A 17,365-nucleotide genomic window follows, 5' to 3' on the forward strand; every position below is an offset into this window, starting at 1 on the left:
TTTGATCATGAATAGAACACTTCTGGCAGGGGCTGCCGCCCTTCTTGCCGCCACGGCTCTCACACCCGCGCAGGCGGATGACATCAAACAGGGTGGGTCGATGATCGTCACCTACAAGGACGATGTCTCCACGCTCGATCCGGCAATCGGTTATGACTGGCAGAACTGGTCGATGATCAAGAGCCTGTTCGACGGTCTGATGGACTACGAACCGGGCACGACCAACCTGATGAACGACCTTGCCGAGGACTACACGATTTCCGACGACGGCAAGGTCTTCACCTTCAAGCTGCGCGAGGGTGTCAAGTTCCACAATGGCCGCGAGTTGACTGCGGAAGATGTCAAATACTCGCTCGACCGGGTTACCAATCCCGAGACCCAGAGCCCGGGCGCCGGTTTCTTCGGCTCCATCAAGGGCTTTGACGCCGTCGCCGCCGGCGACGCCGACAGCCTTGAAGGGGTGACGGTGGTCGACCCCTATACGGTGAAGATCGAACTGTCCCGCCCGGACGCGACGTTCCTGCACGTGATGGCGATCAACTTCTCGTCCATCGTTCCCAAGGAAGCCGTAGAGGAATGGGGCGCCGATTTCGGCAAGCACCCGGTCGGCAGTGGCGCGTTTTCGCTGGAAGAGTGGACCCTCGGACAGCGGCTGGTGTTCAAGCGCAACGACGACTACTGGCGCGCCGGTGTGCCGAAGCTCGACGAGATCACCTTCGAGGTCGGCCAGGAGCCGATTGTCGCCCTTTTGCGCCTGCAGCGCGGCGAGGCCGATATTCCGGGCGACGGCATTCCGCCGGCGAAGTTCCTCGAGGTCGCAGAGGATCCGCAATACAAGGACCTGATCATCGAGGGGGGGCAGCTGCACACCGGTTATGTCACCATGAATGTGAAGATGCCGCCTTTCGACAAGCCGGAAGTGCGCAAGGCCGTCAACATGGCGATCAACAAGGATCGCATCGTGCGCATCATCAACGGCCGCGCCGTTCCGGCCAACCAGCCGCTGCCGCCGACCATGCCGGGCTACGACACCAACTACGAAGGCTATGCTTACGATCCGGAGGCCGCAAAAGCACTTCTGGCCGAGGCTGGCGTCGGCGACGGTTTCGAGACGGAACTCTACGTCTACAACACCGATCCGAACCCCCGTATCGCCCAGGCCATCCAGGCGGATCTCGCCGCCATCGGCATCAAGGCTGAAATCAAGGCGCTGGCCCAGGCCAATGTCATCGCAGCCGGCGGCGAACCCGATCAGGCGCCGATGATCTGGTCCGGCGGCATGGCCTGGATCGCCGACTTCCCGGATCCGTCCAACTTCTACGGCCCGATTCTCGGCTGCGCCGGCGCGGTCAAGGGAGGCTGGAACTGGTCCTGGTACTGCAACGAGGAGCTGGACGCGCTGGCAACGGCCGCCGACAGCATGACGGACCCGTCCCAGAAGGCCGAGCGCGAGGAAGCCTGGCGCAAGATCTTCATCGCGGTAATGGATGACGCGGCCTGGGCACCGGTCTTCCATGAACAGCGTTTCACAATGCGGTCCGAGCGGCTGGGTGGTCCTGACGCCATCTTCGTCGATCCGGTCCATATTCCCGTCAACTACGATTATGTATGGGCGAAAGATGTGCAGTAACTGCAAGGCCGCTTACACCATCCACGCGGCACAGCATCACTTCGGCTGGGACAATTCGTTTGCCCCGGCCGAGACGGTGGCTCCCGGTACGGTGCTCGAATTCGAGTGCCTCGACAGTTCCGCGGGGCAACTGACGCCGGAGAGCACCGTCCAGGATGTTGCGGACCTGGATTTCGGCAAGATCAACCCGGTCAATGGCCCCATCCGTGTGGATGGGGCCGAGCCGGGCGATGCACTGGTCGTGAAGATCCATGAGTTCAAGCCATCCGGTTTCGGTTGGACCGCCAACATTCCTGGCTTCGGTCTGCTGGCAGATCAGTTCAAGGATCCGGCGCTGCACATCTGGTCCTATGACAAGGACAAGCCGGTCACGTCCGCCTTCGCTCCTTTCGGAAAGGTGCCGCTCAAACCCTTCGCCGGGACGATCGGCGTCGCGCCGGCGGAGGCTGGACTGCATTCCATCGTGCCCCCGCGGCGCGTCGGTGGAAACATGGATATCCGCGACCTTGCCGCCGGAACGACGCTTTATCTGCCGATCGAGGTCGCGGGTGCGCTGTTTTCCATCGGCGATACTCATGCCGCTCAGGGCGACGGCGAAGTCTGTGGCACGGCCATCGAGAGTCCGATGAACACGGTGATCGAACTGGATCTCATCAAGGGCGCGGACCTGAAGATGCCGCGTTTCGAGACGCCGGGCCCTGTCACCCGGCATCTGGATGAAATGGGCTATGAGGTTACGACCGGGATCGGTACCGATCTCTTCGCGGGCGCTCAGGCGGCCGTGTCGAACATGATCGATCTCCTGTGCGCCCGCCACGGATACAGTGCGGTTGATGCCTACATGCTGTGTTCGGTGTGCGGCGATCTGAGGATCTCGGAAATCGTCGATGCTCCGAACTGGGTCGTGTCCTTCTATTTCCCGAAGGTCGTGCTCCAGTAGTCACATCCGGGCGGTGGTCATACGACTGCCGCCCGCCTTATCAAGCCCGATACCAGAGTGAACAGAGTGTCCACATCGCCAGATCCCTGCGCGTCCTCCGACGGCGTCGTTCTTTCCGTCCGGGGGCTTTGCACCGACGTTGCCACGCCAACCGGAGCAAGGGCCGTGGTGAGCAACCTCTCCTTCGATCTGCGGCGGGGGGAAACGCTGTGTATCGCCGGAGAGTCCGGTTCCGGAAAATCCATCACCGCGCTGTCGATCATGGGGTTGCTGCCGGAACGGATGGCCCGGGTTTCGGGTGGAGAGGTGCTGTTTGAGGGCCGGGACCTGACGAAGATCCGCGAAGATGAATTGCGCCGCATTCGCGGCGGCGACATCGCGATGATCTTTCAGGAGCCGATGACGTCGCTGAACCCGGTTCTGACCATTGGGCGGCAATTGCGCGAGGCTATCCTTGCGCATCAGGACGTTTCGCGGTCGAAGGCGGAAAAGATCGCCCTGACGATGCTTGAGTCGGTGCGGCTCGCGGAGCCCCGCCGCCGTCTGCGTCAGTATCCGCATGAACTGTCCGGCGGCATGCGACAGCGGGTGATGATCGCCATGGCGCTCGCCTGCAATCCGAAGATCCTCATCGCCGATGAACCGACGACAGCCCTCGACGTGACAATCCAGGCGCAGATCCTGCAGCTCATCCGGGACCTGCAGCGCGACTTCGGAACGGCCGTCATCATGATCACCCATGACATGGGGGTGGTCGCCGAAATGGCGGACAGGGTGATCGTGATGAACAACGGCAGCATCGTTGAGCGTGGCGAAGTCGCGGATGTCTTCGAGCGGCCGTCTGATCCCTATACGCGCCGGCTGCTGGATGCGGTTCCGAAGCTGGGTGCCATGGCCGGTCTCGACAGCGCGCCCAAGGCGGGGCTTCAGGCGCAGCCGCCGGTTCTTGAGGTGGAGGACCTCGTCGTCCGCTTCGATCTGCACGGCGGACTTCTCAACCGGGTCACTTCCCGCGTCCATGCGGTCGAGGGTGTTTGCCTTCACCTTGACCCCGGGGAGACCCTTGGGCTGGTCGGGGAAAGCGGCTGCGGAAAATCCACCATCGGCAAGGCGCTCCTGAACCTTGTGCCCTGGGAAGGCTCAATCCGGGTGGCGGGACGCCACGCAGGTGTCGGCGGCGCGGCTATGCAGAAGCGCCTGCGCCGGGACATGCAGATGATCTTCCAGGATCCCTATGCCTCGCTCGACCCGCGCATGACTGTCGGCGACATTGTCGGCGAGCCGCTTGTCATTCACGGGTTGGCGAAAGGACAGGACCTCAAGGACCGTGTCGCTTCGCTTTTCGAGCGTGTGGGGCTTCCCGCCGACGTACTGGCCCGCCATCCGCACGAGTTCTCCGGCGGACAGCGTCAGCGTATCTGCATAGCCAGGGCGCTTGCGCTGTCGCCAAAGGTGATCATTGCCGACGAAAGCGTTTCGGCGCTCGACGTTTCCGTGCAGGCGCGTGTGCTGGACCTGCTGCAGGAACTGCAGGAGGAGCTCGGACTGTCCTATCTCTTCATTTCGCACGACATGGCCGTGGTGGAAAAGATCTCCCACCGGATCGCCGTGATGTATCTCGGCCAGATTGTGGAGACCGGCACACGGCGGCAGGTCTTCGAAAATCCGCAGCATGAATACACGCGGCGTCTTCTGAAAGCGGTGCCCATTCCGGACCCGAAAAAGCGGCGGGCCGTCTTCGATGTGCCAGCCGGTGAAATTCCCTCGCCCGTGCTGCCCCTCGGACAATCCGTCAGCAGGGTGCGCTATAATGATGTCGGCGAAAAGCATCTGGTTGCGGAGACACTTCATGATTGAACGGCCAACCTGAAAAAGCCTACAATAGCGGGACTTTGGAGACCGCTGACATGACGGCATTGGATGACCTTCTGGAGACGGCGCAGGCCTTGATCTTCGACTGCGACGGCACATTGCTTGCCACGCCGGATCTCTATGCGGGAGCCTGGCAGGCAGCGTTCGCATCCGCAGGGCAGGACATGGCCGCCGGCTGGTACCACGAGCGGGCAGGCATGTCCGAACACGTTCTGCTCGATGAGTTCGAGAAGGAGCGGTCCGTGATCCTCGACTGGGAGCATGTCGTTCTGGCCATGCGCTCGGCCGTTCTGCAGCGGATCGGTGCGGTGCGTGAGATTTCCGCCGTGGCCGGCATCGCCCGACGGTTTGAAGGGCAAAAACCAATGGCGGTTGCTTCCGGTGGCCCCAGGGAGATAGTCACCGCCTCACTTGAAAGTGCCGGATTGATGCCGCTCTTTCATACCGTCGTGACGATGGATGACGTCGCCAACGCGAAACCGGCACCCGATCTGTTCCTGGAAGCCGCGCACCGGCTGGGCACGGCTCCGGCGGACTGTCTGGTCTTCGAAGACAGCCGACAGGGCATACAGGCGGCCCGGAACGCGGAAATGCGTGTCATCGATGTGAACGCCCTGATTGCCGATGAGGCCGCAACGTTCTGACGCATTTTCTCCGTTCTTGAAGGTTTCTCCGAGCCGGAAAGATCGCGGATCGAATCCGGTGCAGCCGGGGAGGCCGGAAAGCGCGTCGCACGGATGCTCTCGCGCCTTCGATGGACCGACAGCCGCGCGGTTCCGCTCAATCCGATGGAGCCACCCGGTAAGGCACGATCCCGCGCCGTCCGGGTTCGATGAAAGGATCCTTGTCGATTGCCGGGAAGGCGCGCTGGTCGCAATTGTCCCTCGGGCAGATCCGGCAGTTCACGCCAATCGGCTCGGGGGGCGAGTTGCTTTCAACATCGAGACCGTCGGCATAGACAATGGCGTCGGCATATTTGACTTCGCAGCCGATTCCGAGCGCGTATCTGCGCTCTCCGGTGGGATAGTCGGGCTGATGTTTGGTGACGCTGGTGGCCATGCACAGGTAGTTCACGCCATCGGGCATCTGCGCGATTTGTGCGGTGAACTTGTTCGAGTTCTGCTCGAAAGCCTGATGAACATTCCAGCGCGGGCAGGATCCGCCGAACCTGGCGAACTGGAAGCGGGTGGCGCTGTGTCTTTTGACGACATTGCCGGCGCGGTCAATCTTGACGAAATAGAACGGTAAACCGTTCGCGCCCGGTCGCTGCAGGGTCGACAAGCGGTGACAGACGGTCTCGATGCTGGCGTCCGTCAGATTCGACAGCAATTGAATGTCGTGACGGCATCTGGTGGCGGCGCGCAGGAAGTCGTCATAGGGCAGCAGCAGGGCACCCGCGAAATAGTTCCGAAGAGCAAGTCTGGCGATGCTCTGTGCGGATTGGGTCTTGAACTTCGCCCGTTCTACTTCCCCGGAGATGACATCCTTCACGCAGAGTTCGGCGATGAACGAACCGAGGAGGAAATTCTTGGCCGATTTCGGAATGGCGCGATAGACGGAAATCCGGCGCGTATAATCTTCCTGGCGAATAAGGGTTCCCTGGTAGTCGGGATGTTGTTCTACCGTGATCTTGAAGCGCTGCTGCAGCCAGTGAGTCAGGCTGTCGAATTTCGAGGCGCTGTTCGGCAGACCGATTTCGTAACACAGTTTTTCCGCCGCCCGGTCGAGGGAGTCGACATAGTTGTCGATGTAATGAAAATAGTCGCGAACCTCGTCGTAGGCGGATTTTCTGAATGAAGCGCCGGCTTCTCCCGCACCGCTCATGTGCACCAGTTCGTCTTCGATGGCGTCGCGATCCTGAAAACCGCGAAGGTTGCCGTAAAGATCCATGATGGCCTTGGTTATTCCAGGCGCGCGGGTGACCAGTTCATGCAGTTCCTGCTTGCCGATGGCAGAACTGTGGAACCTTGTGTCGGCGAAGATTTCCTGCAGGTCCCGAACGACCCGGTCGAGATCGTTCTTCTCGAAGGCTGCCAGATCGGTTCCGAAGATGCGGTTGATGGACAGGAGGACCGATGCCGTGACCGGCCTGTTGTTGTTTTCGATCTGGTTGACGTAGGCGGTCGACAGGCCGACCTTTCTGGCGAACTCTCCCTGGGACAGACCGAACTCCGATCTGATCTGCCGCAGCGTGTGGCCTGAATAGAGTTTCTTGTTCAAGACACCATCCCCCATCTGTCCGGTGGGCTTCCGCGCATGACGGGCCTTCCTCTAACCTCTGTTGAGGTCAGCCTTTTTTCGTCCTCCTGCGCATGCAGAATGCTCTATATGCTAATTATTAGCAATACGCAGTATGCGTTTTTACATTTTACAAAAGTGCCTTGCTGGTGAATGGTCCCGGCATACACCTCAGAACCAATCCGGGAGGAAGCCATGACCGCTCATTTTGCTCTCGACGCTCGTGCTGGCCTGAAAGGTCAGAGCGAACCCGTCGCAGGAAACGCCCGCTGGCCGATCAACCTGTGCGATGCCATGACACCGCGTCAGCTCGAAGTCATGCTCTTGTTGTGCGAGGGAATGGTGAACAAGCAGATCGCCTATGAACTGGACATCTCCATAGCGACCATCAAGGTGCATATCCGCAACGCAATTACCCGGCTCGGAGCGAAAAATCGGACCAACGCCGTGGCGATTGTTGCTGCGAACAGCGCGATTTTCAGAAACGCAGCGGTCTGACGGCCGGTCCCTGGTCACCGGAGCCGGAACGCGTTTTCCGCCTCACGTTCCCCGCTTGATCATCGCTGTGTGGATGCGTGTGACTTCAGAAGACAGGAAGTCGCAGAAATCCTTGGCCACAATCGAAATCGGGCGATGCGTCGGGGTCAGGATCGACAGGCTGTTCTGAATACGCGGGCGGAAGGGTCTGAAGACGATCATCGGCGGGCCCATGCCGAGCCGGCCCATTTCCTGTGCCTTGTAGGCGGTTATCATGTCGCAGATCAGGGCGCAAAGCCCAGCCTGGACGAAATGCAGTCCCGGCAGCGCGGTTTGCAGCTCGAAGCGCTGGTTGAACTGCACGCCTGCGTCCCTGAACCTGGCGAGAGTCTGCTTGTGGCTGCGGTGCTCTGCATGCATCAGTGCCAGGGGGTAGCCGTCGAGTTCCGCCGGTGTGATGACCTCTCTCGAGGCCAGCGGATCCGTTGCCGGAATGGCGCACATGCATTCCAGGTCGAAATCGATCTGGTCGAAAGAGTTGCGAGCGCGCGGCGTCTCCGTGAAGCCGATATCGAACTGCTGGGCCGCGATCAATTCCTCGATCTCGGCGGACGTCTTGCTTGCAAGGGCGACCTTGACGCTGGGTTTGTCGGCGATGAACTGCGACAGGCTGTTGGGCAGGAAATCGGCCGCTGCTTCCGGGATGCCGGCGATGCGTAGCTGGCCGTGTTCGCGATTGGCGAGGCCGCGCAGGGTGCGTTTGGAAATCTCCAGACGCTTCAGGATCGCTTCGGCTTCCTCCAGAAAGAACTCTGCTTCCGGGGTGGGAACCAGCCGGCCCTGCTCGCGCATGAAAAGTTTCAATTCCAGTTCGGTTTCAAGCCCGGCGATCGTCGAACTGACTGCGGGCTGCGTCCGGCCAAGCGTACGAGCTGCTTCAGAAATCGAACCGCTTCTCATGACTTCGCGAAAGGTGGCCAGTTGCCGGATTGAAAGATTCATGGTTCCTCGAGAACCGCTCCCCAATTTATATTTGAATCAATGTGGCCCTTAATTTGCAGTGGGTCAACTACTGCGGTTTTAGGCTCTGATTAGCGTAATTGTTATTTCTACTAGACTGAATTTTACTGAAAGCATTCTCATATAAAATGGCGAATCCATCTTGGAGTGTCTTGTCGCGCAGTCAATAAAAATAAACTTTTTTGATGTATTTTTCTGTATTTTCCCGTTTTACGCGAATGGTTTCCAGAGTCGGTCAAGATCAAAGGTACTCACGTCCCGGATCAACTCGATGAACTCCCTGGCGGCATGATCGAGAGACAGCCTGCCTTTTTCGGCTGTTGCTCCTGCCGCATTGCCAAGCGCTCCTGCAGGGTTCAGGTCCTGGGCCAACCAGCCGAACTGTGCTTTTCCGTGGCCGCGAAGATGCTTGAATTCCTTCAGAAACTTCTGCTGTTCGGAGAGAAAATCCTTCGTCAAGTCCATGCGTACGAGCTCGGGGTGCAAATGCAGCATCAGCGATGTCTCCACGTCACCGCCATGTATGCCGTAGGTGAATTCCTCTTGCGGATAAAGACCTTCCGGCTGACCGAAGCGGAGCCAGTTCGTTGCCGTCACGAACATGCCGTGTTTCACTCGTAGGTCGCGGGCCACGATATCGAGGACCGGCACATTGCCGCCGTGGGAGTTGATCAGCACCAGCTTGCGGATGCCTGCTCTGGAGACGCTTTCGCCGATCTCCAGCCAGCAGCGGGTGACCGTTTCCCAGGACAGGGTCAATGTGCCGGGCGAGTGGATATGTTCGTCCGACTTTCCCACCGCCTGAACGGGAAGAAATGTTACCGGCAAGTCCTCGGGCAGGAGCTCCACAACGCGGCGGATCTGGCCCTGCGCGATGGCGGTGTCGGTAAAGAGCGGCAAGTGGGGGCCGTGCTGCTCGATCGCCGCAACCGGTAGAACGGCGATCCAGTCTTCCCGGGCCGGGTCGTTGAAATCGACTGTCGTCATTTCATGCCAGAAACGCTTGGGCAGCATCATTATGTTCCTGTCCGGGTTGGTGTCTGCGCCCTCTTTGCATACCCCGGCGGGGCAGGCAAGAGCTGGCCGGCATCCGGCCAATCACGCACATATGATCGGTGTTTGGGGATGATGTTCAGACTTTACTGACTTGTTGCGGGGACAATCCGTGCCATGATCGGTGCGCTTTTGTCGAACATGCCGGCAGCCCAGTTGAGAAACAGCGGTGTTGCGGGCGTTGCTGAACCTGATTCCGGAGAAGTGTCTTCGGCGCGGGCAGAAGGCCGTGCGCGCGAAAGTCTTGCGGCTCCCGGGGCCGTCGCACTGAGGGCAGCCAGCAGCCCGGTTCTGACCTCCGAAGCCGTTCTCGCGCTTCAGGATGCGGATGCGGCCGAAGCCAATGGAAAGCGTCGGAGAGATGCTTCCCGTGAGGTGGTCGATGCGTCGGGAGATGCCAAGGCAGGTGAGGAGGTAGCTTCCACTCCGGATGCCGGGACCAACGCCTTGTCCGGCGGGGGAAACGTTGCGAGCAACGCACTTGAAGCTCCACAGGACGAAGAAGAAGATCAAGACGGCGACGGTCTGAACGAGGCTGAAGAAAAGCAGGTTGATGAGCTGTCACAGCGGGACCGGGAGGTCCGGGCTCATGAGCAGGCGCATGCCCGCGCTGGTGGCGCCCACGCCGGTCCGCCCAGCTACACGTTCCAGCAGGGACCGGACGGCAAACGGTATGCCGTGGGCGGCGAAGTGCAGATCGACACATCCAGGGAACGGACTCCGGAAGCAACCATCCGGAAGATGCAGACGGTCATCCGCGCCGCAACCGCACCCGCCGAACCCTCCCCTCAAGACCTGAAGGTCGCGCAACAGGCGCGCTCGCAGCTGGCTGAAGCTCAGGCCGAGCGCCGTCAGATGCAGGCGGAAGAGACGGCCAGTGGCGACGAGAGCGCTGAGGGCGCGCCCGCTGCCGAAGGTCCGGGAAGCGTTGCCGCCAAAGCAGAGCCCTCTTCTGGCACCGAGACCTCCGCAGAGTCGTCCCGGCTGGCGCCGGATGGGACTTCCGGAGAGACCGGCGACGCGCGCGTCAGCGGCACAGATGCCATTTCCGCCTATCAGTCTGCGCTCGACCGCAGCAAGGACGCCGGGTCTCTTGCCGCAATATTCGTTGCCTGACAGAACGCTGCTTGAGAAACCCGTTCATGCGTGACACAAAGTCATTTCCCCTTCCGGGCAGGTGACGCACAGGGCGCCGCTCCGCGTCGTTTCAAATTCTGGTCAAGTTATGCAAGCAATTGCCGCCCGCCGCGTTGTTTCGGCGATCTTTTTCATGTGCGGGTCGTCAATCGGCCTGTGGGCTTCACGTATCCCGGACGTGAAGTCCGCGACGGGGCTGGATGAAGGCGGTTTCGGACTGCTTCTTCTCGTCATGGCAAGCGGTGCGTTCGTCGCCTTTCCCTTCACCGGGGTTCTCATCGACCGGCTTGGGGCGGCTCCGGCGACAAAGATTTTTTCGGTGGCGATCGTCGTCAGTTTCACGACGATCGGGTTTGCGCCCACGACCTTGTTGCTGGCCGTCGCGATGTTCGTTTCCGGCTTTTGCATCGGCGCGCTGGATGTCTCCATGAACGGCTGGGGAGCCGAAGTGGAGACAAGCCTCGGACGGCCCGTGATGACCTCGTTTCACGGTCTTTACAGCCTGGGTGCAGGCGTCTCGGCAGCGACCGGAGGTCTGGCGATCGAGTTCGGGCTCAACCTGCCCTGGCATTTCGGCCTGTGGGCGGCAATCACGGTTCCTTTCCTTGTCTGGTTCTGGCGTCAGCCCTGGCCTCAGGTGGAGGTGATCACCGGAGAGGGTGGCAAGGCGCCGCTCTTCGCTCTGCCGAAAGGCGCCCTGGTGCTCGCCGGACTGATCGCACTTGTGGGCGCATTCGGCGAAGGCGCGATCACCGACTGGGCGGCGCTCTATCAGATCGACGACCTTGGTTACTCGGACTCCATCGCGCCGACGGCCTTCACTGTCTTTTCCATCGCGATGGTCGTCATGCGGCTTGCCGGTGACAGGGTCATTGCAAGATACGGCCCCGTGCGGGTTGCCCGGATGAGCGGCATTGTTGCCTTTCTCGGCTGCCTGCTTCTGGTTTCCGGACTCAATATCTGGGTCGTCTGGACAGGGTGCTTCATCATGGGGATCGGTTATGCCGTCATGTTTCCGCTTGCCATGTCCCGCGCCGCGAGCGATCCGCATATGTCCAAGGGCTCCGCACTGGCTGCGGTCGCCACGCTCGGCTACGGGGCGTTTCTGCTCGGTCCACCCTTGCTCGGCTTTGTCGGCGATGCCCTGTCACTCAGAGCCTCCTTCGGCGCTGTCGCTCTGTTGACACTGGCGCTGCCGTTTCTGGCCGGTGCCCTGAAGTCCCCGCGACAAAATTGAGTCACTCTTCGAAAGCAACTCGAGACTGTTGAGCCACACGGGGCGTCCTGTCCGACGATCCTGAGGCGGCTTGGGAAACGCGGCTCCAGGCTTCAGACGAACGGGCGGGAGCATTGCGATGCTGGCTGACTTCAACAAACAGGCGTTTTCTGTCAGGCAGGCTAAGCCGGGAAACCTGTTTTCCGGCGAATAATCAGTACCAAAAGGTCATTGAACAAAATTTTGTTGTGAAAATTTCCCAGTGTCATTCGACGGTTAAATAAGTCCGCTAGGGTGCGCTGAATGGGAGCTGGGTTAATTCGAATCAAGTTGAAAACAGGTGTGATTTGATGGCTTTCAACTACAAGAAAAGTATAACGTTTCGTCTGGTTCAGGCTGCGAAGGCACAGAGAGCCAGGTCCGGCGCACACCTGATGCGAATCGGCCTGCATCCCGGACAGGAACTCGTGCTGAAAGTGCTGGCAGACGGTGACGGGCGTACAATGAGCCAGCTTGCCCTGGCGCTCGGTGTGCAGCCGCCCACCGTGACCAAGATGGTCACCCGTCTTTCCGCTCAGGGCTTCGTGCGCCGTCAGGTCTCCGATACGGACGGCCGGCTCGCGAGGGTTTTCCTGACGGAAACCGGGCGGGAACTGGTGGTGTCCGTGGACAAGTCCTGGAAGCGGCTGGAACGAGAGGCGATGTCAGGCCTCGACGACAAGGACCGCAAGAAGCTGCGCAAGCTTTTGCGCCAGGTGGAAAAGAACCTGGCGATTGCCGTTGACGACGACCCGGAGCACGAATCCGATTTCGATACGGACGAGGAAACCGAGGACGGGAAGGGCAAGGAAAAAGAGCTTACTGCCGCTTGATACCTGTCCCTGTTGCCCTGCCGGCATGACATTCGTGACAGTGGTGTGACCGTCTCCTTCATATCCTTCCGGCCGGAAACATTACAAAACGCTCATTTGCAATTTCTGGGCTCCGCAACCATCTGCCTCGCAGGAACAAGGTTAGAGTTGCATGAGCGAGAACAGAATGTCCCCGAGGATCAATGAAGAACGCGGTGCCCGGCGCGCGGAAGAGTTGCGCCGCCGGTTCCGGCATGTCTCCGACACCTCCTTCAGACGGGCCTCCGTGGGCCGAGCGCACAGTAGTGGCCGTCTGTATTTCGGACAAAAGCCCGCCGCCACGGCCCCTTCTTGGGGGGAGGTGAAAGCGCGCCGGCCGCACCTGGACAATTTTCTGATCTGGTGTGTCCTTGCCGTGGTCGTGGCCATTGCGGGATTTGCTGTTTTTTAGATCAGACCCCCTGACTTTCTCTCGATTGAGAGCCGCGCTGGGGTGAAAACGGCGCCTGCGGGAACCTTTCTGCTAGGGGTGCGTTTCTTGGTGAGGCACCGGAACTTGCCGAGGCCTTCCCGCCCTGTGACCTGCTGCAAAGGACGTTTTCCGCCAGCGCCTTCCCCGCGCTGCAGCGGGAGGTTGAATCAGAGCAGAAACGGAAATCCACCCTCCAGCTTCAGGAGGGCGATCTTGGTGTCTGTGCCTCCGGCGCCGGAATAGCCGCCCAGCCCGTTCGCCGAAAGGATGCGGTGACAGGGGATGACAATGGGAATCGGGTTGGCGCCGCAGGCCTGGCCGATCGGCTGACCATATGTGTCGAGATCGCGGGCCAGATCGCCGTAGGTTCTGGTCTGTCCGTAGGGAATTGCCAGCATCGCCTTGAAGACGGCCTGATGCAGTTCGCCGCCCTTTGGAGTAAGCGGCAGGTCGAAATTCTCCAGGCGGCCGTCGAGATAGGCCAGCACTTGCCGTCCGGCCTCTTTCAGCAAAGATGTTTCTTCTTGGCCTGGAGGCCCATTCCATTGTATCTGGGTGATTGCGCCGTCAGTTTCATGAATCGACAGGCGCCCCAGCCATGTTTGAATTTCTGCGACAGGCATATTCGTCTCCGCTTGGCCTGCGGACAACGTAGGGCACGGCCGGACTTGCCTCAACCGGTGAATCTCGGCCGGAACACTCCGGTTTCGTATCCTTTCATCAATGGATGAATTCAGGGGAAAGGCCCGCCGCCGATGGCGCAGGATAATCAGAAACACTTTCCCGCCGGAGGCCACGTTCCCGTGGTGCCCCTGGTCGGGATAAGCCTCATTGTTCTGGCCTGCCTGTGTTTTGCTGTGCTGGATGCCATCGCCAAATATCTTTCGGCCAGCCTGCCGACCCTGCAGATTGTCTGGATACGGTTTCTCAGCCATACCGTCATTGCGATTGTGCTGTTCCGTGTGTGGAAGACGCCTTCGCTTCTGAAGACGGGACGACCGGTGCTGCAGCTCGTGCGCGCGGCCTGCCTGCTCTCCACGACGATCCTGAATTTTCTCGCCGTGCGCTACCTGCAGCTCGCCGAAACCATGTCCATCATGTTCGCCACGCCTTTCGTGATCACTGCTCTTGCCGGGCCGCTGCTGGGGGAATGGGCGGGTATCCGGCGCTGGTGCGCGATCATTGTCGGTTTCATCGGCGTGCTGGTCGTCACCCAGCCGGGGGTGGGGGGCATGCATTGGGCCGCTATCTATTCGGTCGCTGCCATGTGCACCTACGCGCTCTACGCGCTTTTTACCCGCCAATTGACCGCCACGGACGGTTCCGCGGGCATGCTGATCATTTCCGGTCTTGTTGCGACCGTCGCCATGACCCCGGTTGGCCTGTCGGTCTGGGAGACGCCGCAGGACATCTTGACCTGGGGTCTGTTGCTGGCCACCGGAGCGCTCGGTGCGGGCGGGCATTTCGTGTTTATCATGGCGCACCGGATCGCCCCCGCACCGGTGCTGGCACCCTTCATCTACAGTCAGATCGTCTGGATGATTGCGCTGGGCTATCTGGTCTTTGCCGATGTTCCCACGCTCAGTACGCTCCTAGGAGCCGCCATCGTGGTCGGATCCGGCCTCTACATCCTTTACCGGGAGCGGGTGAAGGGCATTTAGAGCACAGCCACCAGATATCGGACTGTTTCCGGGCCTGTCTGGAAGCCGAGTTTCAATCCGGCGTGAAGAGAGCGGAATCCGGTGGAGGGGCGTCCAAAGGTTGACGGGCTCGTTGACTTCCAGTCTTATTGGCCCATCGCGTTGAAACGCTGATAAGATTTTGTAACCAGCCTGTTTTCAGGAGGAATGGGATGGAACTCAACCGCCGTATGTTGCTGGGAGGTGCCGCAGCCACCGCCGGCAGTCTTCTCATGCCGCAGGTCGCGCAGGCCAATGCCGCCGCGAATGCCTATTTCAACGGCTATGAGGAAGACGCCGGTTTTCAATTCCGGCGCACCAATTTCAATCGTATCGATCCCGTCTGGCGGCGTCAGATGGTCAAATATTTCAGCCCCGAACCGCCGGGCACGGTCGTCGTGGATACTTCCAATCATTTCCTTTACTGGATCTGGGAGAACAACACCGCTCTGCGCTACGGCGTCGGTGTCGGCCGCGAAGGCTTCAAGTGGTACGGCCGTGCGCGCATCGACAGGAAGGCACTTTGGCCGCGCTGGGTTCCGCCTCCGGAGATGCTGAAACGCCAGCCGGATCTGCCGCGTATGGTCGAAGGCGGGGCGGCGAACAATCCGTTGGGTCCGCGGGCACTCTATCTTTACCGCGACGGATCGGACCTCGGTTACCGGCTGCACGGCACGCTTGAGCCCTGGAGCATCGGCCATGACGTGTCCAGCGGTTGCGTAAGGATGTTCCCGGAAGATGTTATCGACCTGTATCAGCGTTGCCCCAAGGGGACAGCGGTTCTGGTGCTGGAGCATCTCGGGGCCAGCGCCGGTTGAGACCGGAGCTTTGAAAAAGATGTGACTGACTGAGTGACAGGATTGGGGGCTTTCTTGGGAAATCGGATTGGCCATTTCGGCCGGGGCGTACTCGCTGCCCTTCTTTGCGTGATGGGACTGGCTGCCTGCAACAGTGCCGGCGGGCTTGTTTCGCCGGATGTAACCAATGCTCCGGCGGCCGGGTTTGCTGATATGTCTCCCGGATCCGAGGAAGAGTTCATCATCAATGTCGGGCGCCGGATCTACTTCCCGGGTGGATCGGCGGTCGTCACCGATGAAGCCCGGATCACGATCACGAAACAGGCGAGCTGGCTGAAGCAAAACAAGAAGTGGCTGGTCAAGATCCAGGGTCATGCCGATGACTCGGGAAGCGAGGCCGCCCAGAAAACCCTGTCGACGAAAAGGGCGAATGCCGTCATGGCCGAACTCGTCAAGCTTGGCGTCAGCCCCAAGCGGATGTGGGTCAAGGGATATGGTGTGGAGCGTCCGGTCACCGACTGCGATGCCGTGGCCTGCGAGTCGCAAAACCGGCGAGTCGTCGTCAATCTGAGAGAAGAATTCGACGATTCCGCGCCGCGGTGACGCAGGGTCATGTCTCTGGGGAAGGTTATTCAAAACGGGATAGGGGTTCGATCCGGACCTGACCGTTCATCTTTCTCGTCATTCAGCGGACTGGCAGTGTATCGATATCATAGCGGCCCGGGGTGTGGACTCATCGGTGAAAATGAATTGGTTTGAGCCCGCACCCTAGACTAAAATATGCGTTTACCTCTTCGCGCGGGAGCTATAACGGTCTTTGCAGATGTTCTGCGGCCATTGAGAAAACAGTGAATGTCTGAAGACAACGGATCAAAGTCTCCCGCACCGGGTTTGCCGCAAAAACCCGGTAAGCGGCTTACGCTCGGGCATATCGCCGACCATCTCGGAATTTCCACTGCCACGGTTTCCCTTGCCTTGCGCGACAGTCCTCTTGTCGCCGAGGAAACGCGCGTCAAGGTCAAGCAGACCGCGGAAGAGATCGGCTATATCTATAACCGGTCGGCGGCATCCTTGCGCACCGCGCGCAGCCAGATTGTCGGCGTGGCTGTTCACGACATTCTCAATCCCTATTTTGCCGAGGTGTTTTCCGCGCTTGAGGATGCGCTTGAAGAGCAGGGGCAGATGATATTCATCTGCAACCACCGCGACGATGTTGTTCGCCAGCGGGCTTTCGTGAACACCCTTCTGCAACACCGCGCGGACGGTCTGATCCTGTGCCCGTCGGTCGGCACGTCGGCGGAGGAGATCAACCGTCTCGTGGATCAGGGCATTCCGGTGACGCTCGTTGCGCGAGAAGTGCCTGGCGTGTGGGCACCATGTGTGCGCGGAGACGATCTCGGCGGTACGTCACTGGTTACCAAACACCTGATCGATCAGGGTCACAAGTCTATTGCCATGGTCGGCGGACGGCGGGAGAGCTCCACCGGACGGCTTCGAAACGCCGGATGGCGGAAAGCATTGAGCGAGGCCGGCATCGATCCCGACAAGCAGATCGATCTGCCCGAACTGATGACCCAGGCTGACGGCCGTGGCGCAATTCCCGAAATCCTTAAGGCGAAGGTCCGTCCGACGGCGATTGTCGCCTTCAACGATCTGGTGGCGTTTGGCATGATGACGACCTTTCGCAGGGCGGGCGTAGAGCCGGGGCCGGACATGGCGATAACGGGATACGATGATATTGACGGCGCAGATGCCCGCACTCCGGCGCTGACGACGATCCGCAATCAGCCGGACAAGATCGGGCGCCTGGCTGCCCTGACCCTGTTGCGGCAGATTGCAGGGGAGCGGGTTCCGAACAAGCCGATTGTCATCGAACCGGAACTGAAGATCCGCGAAAGCTCGCCGCCCCCGGGTGTGCGCCTCGCCCCTAGGCTGGCCGAATAGAGTCACAAGCGAAAGTCAGTCTCAAATAAAACGGGCGGC

17 protein-coding genes are annotated in these 17,365 nt (G+C 60.2%); 13 read left to right on the top strand and 4 right to left on the bottom strand.

All coding sequences use genetic code 11. The features are described 5' to 3' along the window. Nucleotides 1-7: 7 nt before the first annotated feature. The 4 genes from OA90_RS08895 (at nucleotide 8) to OA90_RS08910 (ending at nucleotide 5,086) form a co-directional block, all read left to right on the top strand. Complete coding sequence (locus tag OA90_RS08895; RefSeq protein ID WP_068409557.1) at nucleotides 8-1,630, top strand: ABC transporter substrate-binding protein; 1,623 nt, start codon at nucleotides 8-10, stop codon at nucleotides 1,628-1,630. After that, nucleotides 1,620-2,570 carry an acetamidase/formamidase family protein gene (locus OA90_RS08900; RefSeq protein WP_068409559.1) on the top strand — a complete coding sequence of 317 codons (951 nt, stop codon included), beginning with the start codon at nucleotides 1,620-1,622 and terminating at the stop codon, nucleotides 2,568-2,570. The genes OA90_RS08895 and OA90_RS08900 overlap by 11 nt, the downstream gene beginning before the upstream one ends. A gap of 66 nt (nucleotides 2,571-2,636) precedes the next feature. After that, entirely contained in the window at nucleotides 2,637-4,427 is a 1,791-nt protein-coding gene (locus OA90_RS08905) for an ABC transporter ATP-binding protein (RefSeq protein ID WP_068409561.1), read from the top strand. Nucleotides 4,428-4,477: 50 nt separating this feature from the next. Then, the gene (locus OA90_RS08910) at nucleotides 4,478-5,086 is read left to right on the top strand and encodes an HAD family phosphatase (protein ID WP_068409563.1); all 609 of its coding nucleotides are present in this window, start codon (nucleotides 4,478-4,480) and stop codon (nucleotides 5,084-5,086) included. A 136-nt stretch (nucleotides 5,087-5,222) separates the two neighbouring features. Here the strand turns inward: OA90_RS08910 and OA90_RS08915 are convergent, their stop codons facing one another. Next, nucleotides 5,223-6,662, bottom strand: a complete 1,440-nt coding sequence (locus OA90_RS08915; protein ID WP_082836941.1) for a helix-turn-helix transcriptional regulator — start codon at nucleotides 6,660-6,662, stop codon at nucleotides 5,223-5,225. Nucleotides 6,663-6,875: 213 nt separating this feature from the next. On the opposite strand from OA90_RS08915, the gene OA90_RS08920 reads away from it, so the two are divergent. Next, complete coding sequence (locus OA90_RS08920) at nucleotides 6,876-7,178, top strand: helix-turn-helix transcriptional regulator (protein ID WP_068409567.1); 303 nt, start codon at nucleotides 6,876-6,878, stop codon at nucleotides 7,176-7,178. A 42-nt stretch (nucleotides 7,179-7,220) separates the two neighbouring features. On the opposite strand, the gene OA90_RS08925 is transcribed toward OA90_RS08920, so the two are convergent. Both OA90_RS08925 and OA90_RS08930 read right to left on the bottom strand, forming a co-directional pair. Further along, on the bottom strand, nucleotides 7,221-8,159 hold the full coding sequence (locus OA90_RS08925; protein WP_068409569.1) for a LysR substrate-binding domain-containing protein: 939 nt from the start codon (nucleotides 8,157-8,159) through the stop codon (nucleotides 7,221-7,223). 228 nt (nucleotides 8,160-8,387) lie between these two features. Next, on the bottom strand, nucleotides 8,388-9,191 hold the full coding sequence (locus OA90_RS08930) for a creatininase family protein (protein ID WP_068409571.1): 804 nt from the start codon (nucleotides 9,189-9,191) through the stop codon (nucleotides 8,388-8,390). Nucleotides 9,192-9,347: 156 nt separating this feature from the next. On the opposite strand from OA90_RS08930, the gene OA90_RS08935 reads away from it, so the two are divergent. The 4 genes from OA90_RS08935 (at nucleotide 9,348) to OA90_RS08950 (ending at nucleotide 12,885) form a co-directional block, all read left to right on the top strand. Then, complete coding sequence (locus OA90_RS08935; RefSeq protein ID WP_068409573.1) at nucleotides 9,348-10,346, top strand: putative metalloprotease CJM1_0395 family protein; 999 nt, start codon at nucleotides 9,348-9,350, stop codon at nucleotides 10,344-10,346. A gap of 109 nt (nucleotides 10,347-10,455) precedes the next feature. After that, a complete protein-coding gene (locus OA90_RS08940; RefSeq protein ID WP_068409576.1) occupies nucleotides 10,456-11,604 on the top strand; it encodes an MFS transporter in 1,149 nt (382 codons plus the stop codon). Between the two features lie 329 nt (nucleotides 11,605-11,933). Further along, nucleotides 11,934-12,455, top strand: coding sequence for a MarR family winged helix-turn-helix transcriptional regulator (locus OA90_RS08945; RefSeq protein WP_068409578.1), 522 nt, complete (start codon nucleotides 11,934-11,936; stop codon nucleotides 12,453-12,455). Between the two features lie 151 nt (nucleotides 12,456-12,606). Beyond that, nucleotides 12,607-12,885 (top strand): hypothetical protein, encoded by a 279-nt coding sequence (locus OA90_RS08950; protein ID WP_068409580.1) that lies wholly within the window; start codon nucleotides 12,607-12,609, stop codon nucleotides 12,883-12,885. A 188-nt stretch (nucleotides 12,886-13,073) separates the two neighbouring features. On the opposite strand, the gene OA90_RS08955 is transcribed toward OA90_RS08950, so the two are convergent. Next, nucleotides 13,074-13,418, bottom strand: coding sequence for a methylated-DNA--[protein]-cysteine S-methyltransferase (locus tag OA90_RS08955; RefSeq protein WP_208986045.1), 345 nt, complete (start codon nucleotides 13,416-13,418; stop codon nucleotides 13,074-13,076). Nucleotides 13,419-13,661: 243 nt separating this feature from the next. Here OA90_RS08955 and OA90_RS08960 point away from each other — a divergent pair, with 243 nt between their 5' ends. The 4 genes from OA90_RS08960 to OA90_RS08975 all read left to right on the top strand — a co-directional run bounded on the left by OA90_RS08960 (nucleotide 13,662) and on the right by OA90_RS08975 (nucleotide 17,326). Then, nucleotides 13,662-14,567: a DMT family transporter gene (locus tag OA90_RS08960; RefSeq protein ID WP_068409584.1), complete on the top strand. Its 906-nt coding sequence runs from the start codon at nucleotides 13,662-13,664 to the stop codon at nucleotides 14,565-14,567. Nucleotides 14,568-14,758: 191 nt separating this feature from the next. After that, complete coding sequence (locus OA90_RS08965; RefSeq protein WP_068409586.1) at nucleotides 14,759-15,403, top strand: L,D-transpeptidase; 645 nt, start codon at nucleotides 14,759-14,761, stop codon at nucleotides 15,401-15,403. A gap of 111 nt (nucleotides 15,404-15,514) precedes the next feature. Continuing rightward, complete coding sequence (locus tag OA90_RS08970) at nucleotides 15,515-15,985, top strand: OmpA family protein (protein WP_068409853.1); 471 nt, start codon at nucleotides 15,515-15,517, stop codon at nucleotides 15,983-15,985. 249 nt (nucleotides 15,986-16,234) lie between these two features. Then, a complete protein-coding gene (locus OA90_RS08975; RefSeq protein ID WP_068409588.1) occupies nucleotides 16,235-17,326 on the top strand; it encodes a LacI family DNA-binding transcriptional regulator in 1,092 nt (363 codons plus the stop codon). The last annotated feature ends 39 nt before the right edge of the window (nucleotides 17,327-17,365 follow it).

The organism is Labrenzia sp. OB1, assembly GCF_001624695.1.
Classification (GTDB): Bacteria; Pseudomonadota; Alphaproteobacteria; order Rhizobiales; family Stappiaceae; genus Roseibium.